Genomic DNA, 14,070 nt, shown 5'->3' with positions numbered 1-14,070 from the left:
CGTTCAGTCCCTCCCTCGCAGTTCGGCCACCTCGTAGTCCTCCGGCAGCCTGACCAGCGCGTCCGGTGCGCCGGTGTACCGCACCACCACGCCGTAGACGGACTCCGCGGCCTCCGCGGAAACGTACCCCGCCACCACGTCGGCCAGTACGTCCGCCACGGCGCGCCGCCGTGGGTCGCCGTAGCCGCCGCCACCGGGCAGGACGAGGTCGACCTCGGCGTCCGGGTCCAGAGCCACGCGGCTCTTGGCGGGCAGATCATCTCCGGCAACCAGCCCGAACCGCCCGAGACCCCCGGGAGAACCACCGTGCACACCGGACGCAGCGGCCCGCACGCGGTCGACGTTCCCGTTGACGCTCCAGGGCATGCCACCCCGGGCCGACATCGTCGTCCGCTGACCCAGCCCACCGCGGAACTGCCCGGCGCCACCCGAGTCCACCAGCAGCTCGCGCACGCCCTGCACCAGCGGCGCGCCCGTCTCGATCACCTCGGTGGGCGTCGAGCGCAGGCCGCTGGGGAAACCCGTGGTCGAGAGACCGTCGCGGGACACGCGCGCGCCCATGCCGCCGGTCTGGAACACCGTGGACATGAACCCCTCGCCACGCCAGATCGTCATCCACAGCGCGTCGGCGCTCGGCGCGACAGGGCAGCCCGGCAGCGCCCCGATCAGCAACGACGGCAGGAAGTGCCCGATCAGGTGGCGTGACGCGACGGGCGCCGGCGGCAGGCAGTTGAGCACCGAGCCCTCCGGCGCGGTCACGTGCACCGGCCGGAACGACCCCGCGTTGTGCGGCACCTCCGGCGAGATCGCGGCCTTCACCGCGAACGACGCGTACGCCCGCGTGTAGTTCAGCACCACGTTGACCCCGCGCCGGCTCTGCGGCGACGAACCCGCGAAGTCCACGTGGATCTCGTCGTCCGCCACGGTCACGGCGACGCGCAGCACGATCGGTTCGTCGTCGAAGCCGTCGGTCACCAGCTCGCGGCGGTACACGCCGTCCGGCAACGCGCTGATCGCCTCGCGTAGCGCCCGCTCGGAGCGGCTCATGATCTCGGCGGCGATGTCGTCGAGCGAGGTGAGCCCAAATTCCGCCAGCAGCCGCACGAGGCTCGCCGCGCCGACGTCGTTGCCCGCGACCTGCGCGTACAGGTCGCCGATGGTCTCCTCGGGGGTGCGGACGTTGGCGCGGATCAGCCGTTCCAGCTCGGCGTTGACCTCGCCGGCGCGCAAGAACTTCAGGATCGGCAGCCGCAGGCCCTCCTCGAAGACCTCCGTGGCGTCCGCGGACACGAGCCGGCCGCCGATGTCGGGCGCGTGGCAGCACGACGCGAACCACGCGACCAGCCGACCACCCGCGAACACGGGCGTGGCGACGGTGATGTCGTTGATCTGCCCGGCCGTCTGCCACGGGTCGTTGGTGAGCAGCACGTCGCCGGGCTCCAGTGTCTCCGGTGGGTACTCGGCGACGAAGTGGCGCAACCCGGTGGCCATCGCGTTGATGTGACCGGGCGTACCGCCGGTCGACTGACCGATCATCTCGCCGCGCGAGTCGAACACCGCGCACGCGAGATCGAGCGATTCCCGCACCACGGCGGAGAACGCCGTGTTGACCAGTGCGTTCTGCTGCTCGGCCAGGATCGAGTGCAGGCGATTGCCGATCAGGCCCACGAGGATCGGGTCGGTCACCAGCTCACCTCCAGGCTCGCGTCGCCACGCACCACGCAACGCGCGCCCGGCGGGACGACCACGGTCGACTCGCGCTCCTGCACGATCGCGGGGCCGGCGACCTGCGCGCCCGGCCCCAACCGGTACCGGTCTACCACGGCCGTGTCGACAAATCCACCCGCGAAGTAGACCGGGCGGCTGCCGCCGAACGCGTCCCCGGACGCGGAGTCCTTGAGCCGCAGCGAAACCTCGGGCGACGGCGCCGACGAGACCACCCGCCAGTTCAGCACCTCCACCGCCACCGGCGGCCCGCTTCGCCGGTACAACGAGCGGTAGACGTCCGTGAATTCCGCGACCAACGCGGCCGGCCAAGAGGCGGCCGAAGCGCGCACCGGCACACGGATCTCGTACCCCTGCCCGGCGTACCGCATCTCCGCGACCCGGGTGTGCGTCACGCCCGCACCGTCCACACCGGACTCCCGCAGCAGCGCCGCACCCTCGGCCTCCATCTCGGCGAACCGCGCGTCGACGTCCTCCCACGACAGGTCGAGCACAGCCGCCCGCGCCGAACGCACGAAGTCGAACGCCAGCGGCGCCGTCAGGAACCCCAGCGCACTCAGCACCCCGCGGCCGGCGGCGCCACCACCACCGTCGCCCCGAGCGCCCGGGCCACCCCGGCACCGTGCACCGGGCCCGCGCCGCCGAACGTGTACATCGGCAGCTTCGCCGGATCCTTGCCACGCTCCACGGCGTGCACGCGCGCCGCATTGGCCATGTCCTCGTTCACGCTCGTGTGGATGCCCCACGCGGCTTCCTCGACGCTCACGCCCAGTGGTTCGGCAATCTTCGTCCGCACCGCCGCACGCGCGGCCGAGACGTCGAGCGCCATCCCACCGCCGAGGAAGTACGCGGGGTCGAGGTAACCCAGCAGCAGGTCGGCGTCGGTCACCGTCGGCTCGGTGCCGCCGCGGCCGTAACACACCGGGCCCGGCTCCGACCCCGCCGAATCCGGGCCCACGGTCAGCAGCCCCAGCGCGTTCACGCGCGCGATCGAGCCACCGCCGACACCGATCTCGATCATGTCGGTCACCGGCACCTTCACCGGCAGCCCCGAGCCGGGCAGCAGCCGGTACTCGCGGCCGACCTCGAACTCGTGCGTCACCAGGGGCGCGCCGTCGGCGACCAGGCAGAGTTTCGCCGTGGTACCGCCCATGTCGAACGCCAGCAGGTCGCGTTCCCGGGCCCCGACACCGAACGCGGACGCGGCGAGCGCCCCGCCCGCCGGACCGGATTCGAGGATGCGGATCGGGTAGCGGCCCGCGGTCTCGACGGTCGCGATCCCGCCGTGGGACAACATGATGTGCGGCGCGGGGCGCACTCCCAGCTCGTGCAGCCGGCGAGCCAGATCCGCCAGGTAACGCTCGGCCAGGTCCTGCACGTAGACGTTCGCGACCGTGGTCGACGTCCGCTCGAACTCCCGGATTTCGGGCACCACCTCGGACGACAGCGCCACCCGCAGCCGCGGCGCCACCCGCGCGAGCACCTCGGCCGTGCGCCGCTCGTGCGCGGGATTGGTGTAGGAGTGCAGGAAACACACGGCGACGGCGTCGATCCCCCGCGCGTCGAGCTCACGCCCCAGGCGCGCGACGTGTTTCTCGTCCAGTCCCGTGTGGACGGTTCCGTCGGCGAGGACCCGCTCCGGCACGTCGAACCGCAGGTATCGCGGCACCAGCGGTTCGGGCAGTTCGAGACGCAGGTCGTAGAGCTCGTACCGGTGCTCGCGGCGCATCTCCAGCACGTCGCGGAACCCCGCCGTGGCCAGCAACGCCGTGCGCGCGCCCTTGCGTTCGATCAGCGCGTTCGAGACCAGCGTGGTGCGCCGTGCACGAGCTGCTCGACGTCATCGAAGTCCAACCCGGCGCGGGTGAACACCTCCGCCAGGCCCTCGGCGACCGCGAGCGCCGGCTCGCGATGGGTCGTGAGCACCTTCCCGACCGCGACGACCCCGGACTCACCGAGCACGCACAGGTCCGTGAACGTGCCGCCGATGTCGACGCCGACCCGCAGGCCGGCCATCAGCGCGGCTTCCGCGGCCACCGAGGCGAGGTGTTGACCGGCGGCTTCAGCTTCGCCCGCACCACCAGCACATTGGGCTCGTCCGACTCGATGAACTCGCCCAGCAGCCGCCGGAACGCCCGCCCGAACCCGGACACGCGGTCGGCGTGCACCCCGAACGACCGCGCCAGACCGACGAAATCCGGGCTGTCCCAGTTGACGCCGCGGTGCGGCAGGCCTTCCTGGTCCTGGTCGTAGCGCAGCATGCCGTAGCCGCCGTCGTCGACGACCACGACCGTCACCGGCAGCTGCTCCTCGGCGAGCGTCGCGAGATCGCCCACCGCGTAGAGGAAACCGCCGTCGCCGGTCACGCACACGACGCGCCCGGAACCGGTGGCGGCGGCGCCGAGCGACGCGGGGAAGCCGTAACCGAGCGTTCCCCAGCCCATCGGGTACGCGAGCTGCCGCGGCGCGCGCACGCGGTGGAAGCCGCCGATCCAGTACCCGGCCACGCACATGTCGGTGACCAGCATGGCCGGCTCCGGAAGCACTTCCTCCAAAGTGGACAGGAAGTCGGCGGCCTGCGGCTCCTCGGTGCGGATGCGCTGGCGCACGCGGCGGCCGATCGACGCCAGCCGCACGGTCAGCTCGTCGAGGCCCGGCCGGCCGGCCGGCCGCAGCGACTCGACGACCCGGCGGGCATCACCCACCAACGTGATGTCCGGTTTGTAATTCTTCGCCGCGTCAAAGGCGTCCACGTTCACCGCGATCAGCTTGTGCGGCGCGGGCATCAGCCAGTTCTGCGTCATCAGGCCGTCGAAGTCGGTGCCGATGGCGAGCACCACGTCGGCCTCGTCCCACAGCTCGCCGACCTCCGGCGCGTGCACCGGATTCGGGGCCAGGCAAGGATGATCGAGCGGCAGCAGCCCGCGCGCGGCGAACGTCGTGATCACCGGCGCGGCCAGGCGTTCGGCCAGTTTGCCGATGGCCTCGCCCGCTTCCGAACGCAACGCGCCGCCGCCCGCCCAGATCAGCGGACGCCGCGCGTGGGCCAGAAGATCGGCGGCGCGGGCCAGGTCCGGCAGGTCGAGCACGCGCTCGGCGAGCGGCTTCGGCAGTCCGCTCGCCGCCGTGGTTTCACGCAGGTAGTCCGTCGGGATGCCGAGGTACACAGGGCCGGTCTGCGGCATCAACGCCAGGCGCGCCGCTCGGTGCACGGTGGTGCCGATCTGGTCGGCGCGGTGGACGGTGAAGCCGGCCTTGGTCACGGGCGCGAACATCGCCTGCTGGTCGGACGTTTCGTGCAGCACGCCGCGCACCACGCCGGGGCGCTTGAGCGTGGACGGGATGTCGGTGGCGACCACGAGCACCGGCGCGGCCGAGGCCATCGCCTCGCCCACGGCACCGAGCGTGTTGGCCGCACCCGGCCCGGTCGTCACGAGCGCGACGCCGAGTTTCCCCGTGGCGCGGGCATAACCGTCGGCCGCGTACCCCGCGGTCTGTTCGTGCCGGACACCGATGATCCGGATTCCCGTTTCCGCCAACGCCTCCCACAGCGGCAGGTTGTGCACCCCCGGGAGCCCGAACACGACTTCGGTCCCGAGTGCCTTCAGCGCGTCGCCCAGATGCTGAGCACCAGTCCGTCCTGCCACGCCCGCGATCGTATCCACCACGGGAACACCGCCGCACAGTCGTCACCGGACACCGTTTGTCACCAGCGATTACGTGGTAAACGGCCGAGAACGGCCCATCGTGCGTAGACTCAGGCTCCGGGGAGCGCCGATGCCCCCGGCGTGGCGGAAGGTGGTCGGAAATGCCGTTGATGCCCGTGACCGACTCGATGTTCCTGATGGTCGAGACCCGCGAACACCCCATGCACGTCGGCGGCCTGCAGCTGTTCCGCAAACCGGAGAACGCGGGCGGCAACTACCTCAGCGATCTTCGCCAGAAGATGCTCGCCACGGACAACATGCGCAGCGTCTTCCGGCGCCGTCCCAGCCGGCCCGTGAACACCGCCGGCTACGTGCGCTGGACCGCGGACGCGGAGCTCGAGCTCGACTACCACTTCCGCCACTCCGCGCTGCCGCAGCCGGGCCGCATCCGTGAGCTGCTGGAGGCCACCTCCCGCTGGCACAGCACCCTGCTCGACCGGCACCGGCCGTTGTGGGAGATCCACCTCATCGAGGGCCTGCAGGACGGCCGGTTCGCGATGTACTCCAAGATCCACCACTCGCTGATGGACGGGGTCTCGGCGCTGCGCCACCTGCAGGGCACGCTGTCCGACGATCCGAACGACCTCGACTGCCCGCCGCCGTGGGGCAGCCGGAACAACGGGACGAACGGCAACGGCAACGGCAACGGCCACGCGCAACCGTCGCTGTTCAGCCTCGCGGGCAAGACGTTCGACCAGGTCGCGGGCATCGCGCCGGCCGCGGCGAAGGTGGCGCGCGAAGCGTTCCGCGAGCACACGCTCACGCTGCCGATGCAGGCGCCGAAGACGATGCTGAACGTGCCCATCGGCGGCGCGCGCCGGTTCGCCGCGCAGTCGTGGTCGCTCGACCGCGTGCGCGCGGTGGCGACCGCCGCCGGCGTCTCCCGCAACGACGTGGTGCTGGCCATGTGCTCCGGCGCGCTGCGCGACTACCTCATCGAGCAGAGCGCCCTGCCGGACGCGCCGCTGATCGCGATGGTGCCCGTGTCACTGCGCCGAAAGGCCGACGCCGGCGAGGCCAGCGGCAACAACATCGGCGCGCTGCTGTGCAACCTCGGCACCGACCTGTCCGACCCGGCGCTGCGGCTTTCGGCGATCCACACGTCGATGACCAACGGCAAGAAGCTCTTCTCCGAGCTCACACCGTTGCAGACGCTGCTGCTCTCGGGCGTCAACGTGGCGCAGCTGGGCGCGTCGCCGATCCCGGGCGTCGTGAACAACACGCGACCGCCGTTCAACCTGGTGATCTCCAACGTCCCGGGCCCGCGCAAGCAGATGTACTGGAACGGGGCCGCGCTCGACGGCATCTACCCCGCATCGGTGCTGCTCGACGGCCAGGCGCTGAACATCACGCTGACCAGCAACGGCGACAACCTCGACTTCGGCATCACCGGTTGCCGGCGCAGCGTGCCGCACCTGCAGCGGATCCTCACGCACCTGGACACGGCGCTGGCGGAGCTGGAAGGGGCGACGGGGGTCAAATAGCCCCTCCGGCTCAGGCGATGCCCTCCGGACTGGCGCCGCCGACCTGGATGGCGCCGGCGGTGATGCGCTCGATCTCGGCGAGGTCTTCGGGCGTCAGATCGAGGTCGGCGGCGGCCGTGCTGGCCTCGATGTTGCGCGGCTTGCGGGCGCCGACGATGGCGACGTGGACGCCGGGCTGGGCGAGCGTCCAGGCGATCGCGAGCTGGCTGACCGACGCGCCCCGTTCGGCGGCGAACTTGGCGAGTTCGTCGACGATCTCCAGGTTGTGCCGCAGGTTTTCGCCTCGGAACGCCGAGGATTTCGAGCGCCAGTCGGACTCGTCGAAGACGGAGTCGGCCGTGAAGGTGCCGGTGAGCAGGCCGCTGCCGAGCGGGCTGTAGGCGAGCACCCCGATGTCGTGCTCACGCGCATACGGCAGCGGATCGGTCTCGATGCCCCGGCGGAACAGGTGGTACGGCGGCTGCAGCGTCTCCACCGGGCGCGTCTCGTCGAAGGCGGCGAGCTCGGCGGCGTTGTAGTTCGAGACGCCGACGTGGCGGACCTTGCCCGCGTCGACGAACGCCTGCAGCGTCGCCGCGACCTCGGCCGCCGGCGTCTCGGGGTCGGGCCAGTGGATCTGGTAGAGGTCGAGGTGGTCGACGCCGAGCAGGCGCAGGCTGTTGTCCAGGCCCTGCGTGAGCCACTCGCGGCGGGAGTCGCGGGCCCGTTCGGCCCGCGGTTTCGTGCCGCCCTTGGTCGCGATGACGACGCTGTCGCGGTCGTTCTCGAGTTCGCTGCGCAGCGCTTTGCCCAGGAGCTGTTCGGCCGCGCCGGCGCCGTAAGCCTGCGCGGTGTCGAAGAGGGTCACGCCCAGCTCGCGCGCGTGCCGGATGGCTGCGACCGCCGTGTCCTCGTCGAAGGAACCCCACTGCCCGCCGAGCTGCCACGTGCCGAAAGCGATCCTCGACACTTCGAGGCCGCTCCTGCCCAGAATCGTCGTACGCATGACCCGTAGGAGAACACACGGGCCACGGCCGCGCACCACACCCGTGGCGTGCGTCCCGGCCAGCGGATATCGAGTTGTGCCGGATGTGCCGATGATCGGATACTCGCTCGCGTGACGCGCCGATGAGCCTCCTCGAGCTGTTGCGCGGCAGGAGTTTCCGCGCGCTCGCCACCGGACGGACCCTCGCCACCTTCGCCAACGCCATCGCTCCCGTGGCGCTCGCGTTCGCCGTGCTCGACCTCACCGGTTCGGCCGTCGACCTCGGTCTCGTGGTGGGTGTGCGGTCGGTTGCGAACATCGCGCTGCTGCTGTTCGGCGGCGTACTGGCCGACCGGCTGCCACGCTCGTGATCATGCAAGGCACCGAAGTGGCCGCCGGCGTCGCGCAGGGTGTGCTCGCGGTGAGTGTCCTTTGTGGATTCGCGTCGATCCCGTTTCTCGTGGGGCTGAGCGCGGTGAACGGCGCGGTGGCGGCGATCTCGCTGCCTGCCGCGGCCGCGATCACGCCCCAGACCGTTGCGCGGCCCCAGCTGAGCCAGGCCAACGCCCTGATCCGCCTGCTCACCAACACCGGTCGCGTCGCGGGCGCGGGCGTCGCGGGGATCGTGGTCGCCGTGGCCGGCTCGGGCTGGGCGGTCGCGGTGAACGCCCTGCTGTTCCTCGCCGCCGCCGTCGCCTACCGGGGCATCCGTCTCCCGCGCGGCGCGCCCGCATCGCCGCGGGCCACCCCATCGCCGACCTCGTGGCGGGCTGGCACGAGTTCCGCTCGCGCGCGTGGGTGTGGATCGTGGTGGTGCAGTTCGCCTTCGTCAACGCCGCCGGCCTCGGCACGCTCGCCGTCGTCGGCCCGGTCGTCGCCGACGAGAGGTTCGGCCGCACGGGCTGGGGCCTCGCCCTCGCGGTCCAGACGGCCGGTTCCATGCTCGGCGGCCTCATCGCCGCCCGCCGGCAACCCCGGCGTGCGCTGTTCGTCGGCGTCCTGCTGGTGACGACGGAGGCCCTGCCGGTGCTCAGCCTGGGCCTCTGCCCGGCGCTGATCCCGCTACTCGCGGCGATGGTCCTGGCCGGACTGGCGATGGAGCAGTTCAGCGTCGTGTGGGACGTGTCCCTGCAGGAGAACATCCCCGAGGACCGCCTCGCCCGCGTGTACTCCTACGACATGCTGGGGTCCCTCGCGGCCATGCCCGTCGGCCAGATCGCGGCAGGACCGCTGGTCGAACATCTGGGCCGCGAGCCCGTGCTGCTGGGCTGCGGTGTACTGATCGTGGTGGCGACCTTGCTCGCGTTGTCCAGCCGGCAGATGCGCGGGTTGATGCGACACAGACCAGTCACGTTGCCGGCCACCTGAAGTTTTCGTGAAACGGCTATTTCGGGCGTACCGCCATGAAGTTGATGGCGTGCGCGCTCATCACGACCTCGTCGTCGGCGTTGAACAGCTCGATGTGCGTGCGGAGCAGGCCGCGGTCCGGCTTGGACTTCGACAGCCGCGCTTCCTCGATGGTGGCGCGCACGTGGAGCTTGTCGCCGGGCCGGACGGGACGCGGCCAGCGCACGTCGTCCATGCCGGGGCTGCCGAGGCTGGACACCGAGGACAGGAAGTGGTCCACGAACATCCGCATCATCACGCCCGCCGTGTGCCAGCCGCTCGCGACGAGACCGCCGAAGGGCCCGTGCTCGGCCGCGGCCGGGTCGGTGTGGAAGCTCTGCGGGTCGAAGCGCCGAGCGTACTCGACGATCTCGTCGGCGGTCACCACCGCTTCGCCGAACTCGTACACCGCGCCTTGCGGGTAGTCCTCGAACCAGCGGTCGTCGATCGGCGTCGTGAACTCGGTCATGGCTCGCAGCCTGCCACAACGACTCTTCGCTCCGCAGCGGACTGTCAGCAGGCTAATCTCCGCCGATGACGGCCGGACCGGACATCGCGACCGTCGCGCAGGCGATCGGCGAACCGGCGCGCGCGGCGATGCTGCTGCAGCTCATGGATGGCGACGCCCACACCGCGCGGGCCCTCGCGACGGTCGCTGGTATCGCCCCGTCCACCGCGAGCGCGCACCTGCGCAGGCTGTGTGACGCGGGCCTGGTGCGGGTGACGGAGTCCGGCCGGCGGCGGCTGCACCGGCTCACCGGGCCGGAGGTCGCCCACGTCGTGGAGGCCCTCGCCGCGCTCGCGCCTCCGCGGCTACCCGCAAACCTGCAGCCGGACCTGCCGACGAATGAACTGCTCGAAGCCCGCGTTTGTTACGGCCATCTCGGCGGCCGGCTCGGCGTCACGATCGCGGCACGGCTTCAAGAAGACGGTGTCGTCGGCGCACTCCGCCCCGGCGACACCGACTCCGTGCGCACCTTCGACCATCCGCTGCTCACCGCGCTCGGGATCACCGGACTCACCGCGGCTCCACCCGTCCGCCCTGCCTCGACTGGCACAGGGCCGGGTCCATTTCGCCGGCGCGCTCGGTGCCGCGCTGCTGAGCGGCCTCCTCGACGGGGGCTGGGTCCGCCGCCGCCCGGCCGGGCGGGCTCTGCGGATCACGCCCGCCGGCCGGGACCGCTTGGCGCGGCTGGCGTTTCCGGTGGCCGGCGGTTCCCGGTGGTGAGCGGTTCCGGTAGTCAGCGCCCAGGCGAACGCGGCTCCGGCGCGACGTCGCGGTGACCGTCGAGCTTCCACCAGCTCTCGAGGGTCTGGCGCAGCGCCTTGAGCAGCTCGCCGCCCGTTTCGAGCGGCACCAGCGCCGTCGGGCCGCCTTCGATGCGGAGGGCGGCGGACAGACGGTCGTCGCGTTCGATGAGGCCCACGATCACGCGGGTGGGTTGACCGGTCATGTCGACAGTGGCGATCGCCTGCTCGTACCGCCAGCCCGTGGAATGCACGCGCCAGACCCTGGCACAGTTTCCGGCGCTCGCGACCGGAGTTCACCCCAACGTGCGTCGGGTCAGCGCACCACCCAGGGCCGCACCTCTTCGAGCAGCTTCGCGACGGCCAGCACGAGGTCGTCGGAGTGTCGCGGGCCCACGATCTGCAGCCCCACCGGCAGTCCGGCCGACGTCCGGCCGGCCGGGACGCTGATCGCCGGCTGCTGCGTCATGTTGAACGGGTAGGTGAACGGCGTCCACTCCGGCCACTCGCTCAGCCCGCTGCCCGGCGGCACGTCGTGCCCTGCCTCGAACGGCGGGATCGGGATGGTCGGGGTGATCAGCACGTCGTAGCGGGTGTGAAACTCGCCCATCAGGATGCCGAGCGCCGCGCGGGCCGCGGTGGCGTCGAGATAGTCGCTCGCACTGTAGGTCTTGCCCTGCTCCCACACGCGCCGCAGCCCCGCGTCGACGCGGTCCTCGCTGCCCGGCGGGAACGAGTCCAGCATCTTCGCCGCGCCGGTGGACCACAGAATGTCGAACGACGGCTTGGGGTCCTCGAACCCGGGGTCCGCCTCCTCGATCTGCAGCCCCGCATCGTCGAGCGCCTTCACGGCCGCCGCGACGATCGAGGCCACCTCCGGGTCGACGTCCACGTAGCCAAGGGTCGGCGAGAACGCCGCGATCAGCCCGCGCACGTCGCGGCGCACGGCCTCGCGGTAGGTGCCGACGGGCGGCGCCAGCGCGGCCGGGTCGCGCGGGTCGGAGGTGGCGATCACGTCGAGCAGCAGCGCGGTGTCGTCGACGCTGCGCGCCATCGGCCCGGCGTGCGACAGCGGGCCGAACGGGCTCGCCGGGAACAGCGGGATCCGGCCGTGGGTTGGCTTCAGCCCCACGATTCCGCAGAACGACGCGGGGATCCGCACCGAACCACCGCCGTCGGTGCCCACGGAGATCGCGCCCATGTCCGCCGCGACGGCCGCCGCGCTGCCGCCGCTGGAGCCGCCCGCGGTCTTCGACGGGTCGACGGGGTTGCGCGTGATCCCGGCGAGCGCGCTGTCGGTCACGCCCTTCCACGCGATCTCGGGTGTGGTCGTCTTGCCCAGTACCACGAGGCCGGCCTCGCGCATCCGCGCCATCACGGGGCTGTCGACGTCCCACGGCCCCTCGGCCGGGATACTCGTGGACCCGCGCCGTGTGGGCCAGCCGGCGGTGAGGAACATGTCCTTGATCGACGAGGGCACGCCGTCGAGCCAGCCGATCGGGTTGCCGTCACGCCAGCGGATCTCGGCGGCCTTCGCCTGTTCCAGCGCGCGGTCGGCGTCGACGAGGCAGTACGCGTTGAGCTCGCCGTCGCGTTCTTCGATGGCCTGCAGCGCGTCCTCGGTCGCCTCCACCGGCGAAACCTCGCCGGTGGCGTAGGCGGCGACCAGTTCGCTGGCGGTCAGTTCCCGGTGGCTCATCCGGTTGCTCCCTGAGATTCCGACGGCACGTATCCGAGCCGTTTGTCCACGACGTTGTGCAACGGCTCCCCGGCCACCCAGCGGCGGAAGTTCGCCGCGAACACCTCTACCAGGGTGGTGCGCCAGCCGAGGAAGTCCCCCGACATGTGCGGCGACAGCAGCACGTCCGGCATTGTCCAGAGTGGACTGTCGCCCGGCAGCGGCTCGGTGTCGAACACGTCGAGGGCCGCGCCCGCGATCTGCCCGCCGCGCAACGCCGCCACCAGGTCCGACGTGACCACCAGCTCGCCGCGCCCGACGTTCACGAACCGCGCCGACGGCTTCATCGCCGCGAACGCCGCAGCGTCGAACATGCCCTTCGTCTGCTCAGTCAGCGGTGCGACGGCCACGACGTAGTCGAAGGCAGGCAAGTGTTGCGTGAGCTGCGCGGAGTCGTGCACCGTGCCGAAGTCGGGGTCGCCCGTGCGCGGACGCCGCCCGGCCCCCGACACGCGCAGACCGGCCGCGCGCAGCAGCCGCGCGATCGAGCGGCCGATGGGCCCGGTGCCGACCACGAGCACCTCGCGCCCTGCGACGCGTTCAGTCTCGCGGTGCTGCCACGTGCCCGCGCGCTGCAGGTCGAGCGATCGCGCGAAGTCCTTGGCGAAGGCCAGAACCACACCCAGCACGTACTCGGCGATGGCGTCGTCGAAGACTCCCCGCGAGTTCGTGAGCACGACGTCGCTCTCGACCAGCCCCGGGAACAGCACCGGGTCGACGCCCGCGCTCGCGATGTGCAGCCAGCGCAGGTCACCGGCGGCGTGCCACGCGCCGGGCACGGCCGTGGAGAGGAAATCGTAGACGAACAGCCCCTGGGCTCCGGTAAGCGCTTCGGGTAGTCCTCGCGCGTCGGTGTAACGAACCACAGCCGCTTCTTCGATAGCGGCCATGTCCGGTGGTGGAGCCGACCCGCACAGCACCGCCAGCACGGGAAATTCCGAGGCGATCACATTGACACCGTAAAAGTGGCTCGTATGATTGTCAACAATCCGAGGAACGACCCCCGGAGCACCGGACGTGTCATCTGCACAGGCGTATTCCGGAGGCTGAGCCTTGGATCTGGACTTCCTCGCGTTCGAGGGCCCGCTCGCACAGCGCGGCATCGGCGTGATCGCGCCGTTCGACCTCGCCCTCGAACGCGAACTGTGGCGATGGGTGCCCATGGAGGTCTCCCTCCACCTCGCCCGCACGCCGTACGAGCCCGTGCCCGTGAGCATGGAGATGGCACAGCTCGTGAGCGACAGCCGCCACCTCGCGACCGCGACGCGCGACGTGCTGCACGTCGAGCCCGAGGTGGTCGCCTACCTCTGCACGTCGGGCAGCTTCGTCAACGGCATCGACTACGAGCGCTCCCTCACCAAGGCGATCTGCGACGCGGGCGCGCCCGACGCCGTGACGACCTCAGGGGCGCTGGCCGAGGTGCTGCAGCAGCTCGACCTGCACCGGATCTCGGTGCTCACCCCCTACGACGCCGACCTCACCGGCAAGCTCCACGACTTCACCGCCGAGCTCGGCGTGACCACGGTGTCCAGCGATCACCTGGGCCTGGGCGGCGGTATCTGGAAGGTCAGTTACCGCACCATCGCCGAGCGCATTCTCGCCGCCGATCACAGCGACGCCGAAGCAATCTTCGTCAGCTGCACCAACCTCCCCACGTTCGACTTGATCGAGCCCCTCGAGACGGCGCTGGGCAAACCCGTGCTGACGGCCAACCAGCTGACCATGTGGGCCTGTCTTCGCCGCATGCATCTCCCGATCGTTGGCCCGGGCAAGTGGCTTCGGGAGGTGTCTTGATCCGCTGTTTGACCGACACGGTTA

At 71.2% G+C, this 14,070-nt stretch carries 15 protein-coding genes and 1 pseudogene; 6 read left to right on the top strand and 10 right to left on the bottom strand.

Annotated elements, in window-relative coordinates; genetic code table 11:
* Window positions 1-3: 3 nt before the first annotated feature.
* The 5 genes from AB0F91_RS04035 to AB0F91_RS04015 are packed head-to-tail and all read right to left on the bottom strand — an operon-like array spanning window position 4 to window position 5,372.
* Window positions 4-1,689 carry a hydantoinase B/oxoprolinase family protein gene (locus AB0F91_RS04035; protein ID WP_360595153.1) on the bottom strand — a complete coding sequence of 562 codons (1,686 nt, stop codon included), beginning with the start codon at window positions 1,687-1,689 and terminating at the stop codon, window positions 4-6.
* Window positions 1,683-2,288 carry a hypothetical protein gene (locus AB0F91_RS04030; protein ID WP_360594523.1) on the bottom strand — a complete coding sequence of 202 codons (606 nt, stop codon included), beginning with the start codon at window positions 2,286-2,288 and terminating at the stop codon, window positions 1,683-1,685. The genes AB0F91_RS04035 and AB0F91_RS04030 overlap by 7 nt, the downstream gene beginning before the upstream one ends.
* On the bottom strand, window positions 2,282-3,490 hold the full coding sequence (locus tag AB0F91_RS04025) for a hydantoinase/oxoprolinase family protein (protein WP_360594522.1): 1,209 nt from the start codon (window positions 3,488-3,490) through the stop codon (window positions 2,282-2,284). The genes AB0F91_RS04030 and AB0F91_RS04025 overlap by 7 nt, the downstream gene beginning before the upstream one ends.
* Before the next feature lie 26 nt (window positions 3,491-3,516).
* Window positions 3,517-3,762, bottom strand: a complete 246-nt coding sequence (locus AB0F91_RS04020) for a hydantoinase/oxoprolinase N-terminal domain-containing protein (RefSeq protein WP_360594520.1) — start codon at window positions 3,760-3,762, stop codon at window positions 3,517-3,519.
* Window positions 3,741-5,372 carry a thiamine pyrophosphate-binding protein gene (locus AB0F91_RS04015; protein WP_360594519.1) on the bottom strand — a complete coding sequence of 544 codons (1,632 nt, stop codon included), beginning with the start codon at window positions 5,370-5,372 and terminating at the stop codon, window positions 3,741-3,743. Before AB0F91_RS04015 ends, AB0F91_RS04020 begins: the two co-directional genes overlap by 22 nt.
* A 161-nt stretch (window positions 5,373-5,533) precedes the next feature.
* Here AB0F91_RS04015 and AB0F91_RS04010 point away from each other — a divergent pair, with 161 nt between their 5' ends.
* Complete coding sequence (locus tag AB0F91_RS04010) at window positions 5,534-6,916, top strand: wax ester/triacylglycerol synthase family O-acyltransferase (protein ID WP_360594517.1); 1,383 nt, start codon at window positions 5,534-5,536, stop codon at window positions 6,914-6,916.
* A 10-nt stretch (window positions 6,917-6,926) separates the two neighbouring features.
* On the opposite strand, the gene AB0F91_RS04005 is transcribed toward AB0F91_RS04010, so the two are convergent.
* Window positions 6,927-7,865: an aldo/keto reductase gene (locus tag AB0F91_RS04005; RefSeq protein WP_360594516.1), complete on the bottom strand. Its 939-nt coding sequence runs from the start codon at window positions 7,863-7,865 to the stop codon at window positions 6,927-6,929.
* Between the two features lie 158 nt (window positions 7,866-8,023).
* Here AB0F91_RS04005 and AB0F91_RS04000 point away from each other — a divergent pair, with 158 nt between their 5' ends.
* The 3 genes and pseudogenes from AB0F91_RS04000 (at window position 8,024) to AB0F91_RS03990 (ending at window position 9,248) form a co-directional block, all read left to right on the top strand.
* Window positions 8,024-8,251, top strand: a complete 228-nt coding sequence (locus tag AB0F91_RS04000; RefSeq protein WP_360594514.1) for a hypothetical protein — start codon at window positions 8,024-8,026, stop codon at window positions 8,249-8,251.
* Window positions 8,252-8,253: 2 nt separating this feature from the next.
* Window positions 8,254-8,610 (top strand): annotated as a pseudogene (locus AB0F91_RS03995) (MFS transporter); the annotation flags it as partial.
* Between the two features lie 32 nt (window positions 8,611-8,642).
* Window positions 8,643-9,248 carry a hypothetical protein gene (locus tag AB0F91_RS03990; RefSeq protein WP_360595186.1) on the top strand — a complete coding sequence of 202 codons (606 nt, stop codon included), beginning with the start codon at window positions 8,643-8,645 and terminating at the stop codon, window positions 9,246-9,248.
* Between the two features lie 16 nt (window positions 9,249-9,264).
* Here AB0F91_RS03990 and AB0F91_RS03985 read toward each other — a convergent pair whose 3' ends face one another.
* Window positions 9,265-9,735 carry a MaoC family dehydratase gene (locus tag AB0F91_RS03985; protein ID WP_360594512.1) on the bottom strand — a complete coding sequence of 157 codons (471 nt, stop codon included), beginning with the start codon at window positions 9,733-9,735 and terminating at the stop codon, window positions 9,265-9,267.
* A gap of 65 nt (window positions 9,736-9,800) precedes the next feature.
* On the opposite strand from AB0F91_RS03985, the gene AB0F91_RS03980 reads away from it, so the two are divergent.
* Complete coding sequence (locus AB0F91_RS03980; protein ID WP_360594510.1) at window positions 9,801-10,550, top strand: helix-turn-helix transcriptional regulator; 750 nt, start codon at window positions 9,801-9,803, stop codon at window positions 10,548-10,550.
* On the opposite strand, the gene AB0F91_RS03975 is transcribed toward AB0F91_RS03980, so the two are convergent.
* From AB0F91_RS03975 to AB0F91_RS03965, 3 genes are all read right to left on the bottom strand, one after another.
* On the bottom strand, window positions 10,508-10,768 hold the full coding sequence (locus AB0F91_RS03975; RefSeq protein ID WP_360594508.1) for a hypothetical protein: 261 nt from the start codon (window positions 10,766-10,768) through the stop codon (window positions 10,508-10,510). The genes AB0F91_RS03980 and AB0F91_RS03975 overlap by 43 nt on opposite strands.
* A 62-nt stretch (window positions 10,769-10,830) precedes the next feature.
* Window positions 10,831-12,213, bottom strand: coding sequence for an amidase (locus AB0F91_RS03970; protein WP_360594506.1), 1,383 nt, complete (start codon window positions 12,211-12,213; stop codon window positions 10,831-10,833).
* Complete coding sequence (locus tag AB0F91_RS03965; protein ID WP_360594505.1) at window positions 12,210-13,202, bottom strand: D-2-hydroxyacid dehydrogenase; 993 nt, start codon at window positions 13,200-13,202, stop codon at window positions 12,210-12,212. The genes AB0F91_RS03970 and AB0F91_RS03965 overlap by 4 nt, the downstream gene beginning before the upstream one ends.
* Before the next feature lie 103 nt (window positions 13,203-13,305).
* Here AB0F91_RS03965 and AB0F91_RS03960 point away from each other — a divergent pair, with 103 nt between their 5' ends.
* Window positions 13,306-14,046, top strand: a complete 741-nt coding sequence (locus AB0F91_RS03960) for an Asp/Glu/hydantoin racemase (RefSeq protein ID WP_360594503.1) — start codon at window positions 13,306-13,308, stop codon at window positions 14,044-14,046.
* Window positions 14,047-14,070 lie beyond the last annotated feature (24 nt).

This window comes from Amycolatopsis sp. NPDC023774 (assembly GCF_040639695.1).
Lineage (GTDB): Bacteria > Actinomycetota > Actinomycetes > Mycobacteriales > Pseudonocardiaceae > Amycolatopsis.
This window is presented reverse-complemented; position numbering and strand designations above follow the sequence as displayed.

Bases quoted from the DNA above. Each gene is read 5' to 3' on its own strand.
- AB0F91_RS03985 (WP_360594512.1), bottom strand. From the start codon at position 9,735: ATGACCGAGTTCACGACGCCGATCGACGACCGCTGGTTCGAGGACTAC.
- AB0F91_RS03970 (WP_360594506.1), bottom strand. From the start codon at position 12,213: ATGAGCCACCGGGAACTGACCGCCAGCGAACTGGTCGCCGCCTACGCC.
- AB0F91_RS04010 (WP_360594517.1), top strand. From the start codon at position 5,534: ATGCCGTTGATGCCCGTGACCGACTCGATGTTCCTGATGGTCGAGACC.
- AB0F91_RS04000 (WP_360594514.1), top strand. From the start codon at position 8,024: ATGAGCCTCCTCGAGCTGTTGCGCGGCAGGAGTTTCCGCGCGCTCGCC.
- AB0F91_RS03980 (WP_360594510.1), top strand. From the start codon at position 9,801: ATGACGGCCGGACCGGACATCGCGACCGTCGCGCAGGCGATCGGCGAA.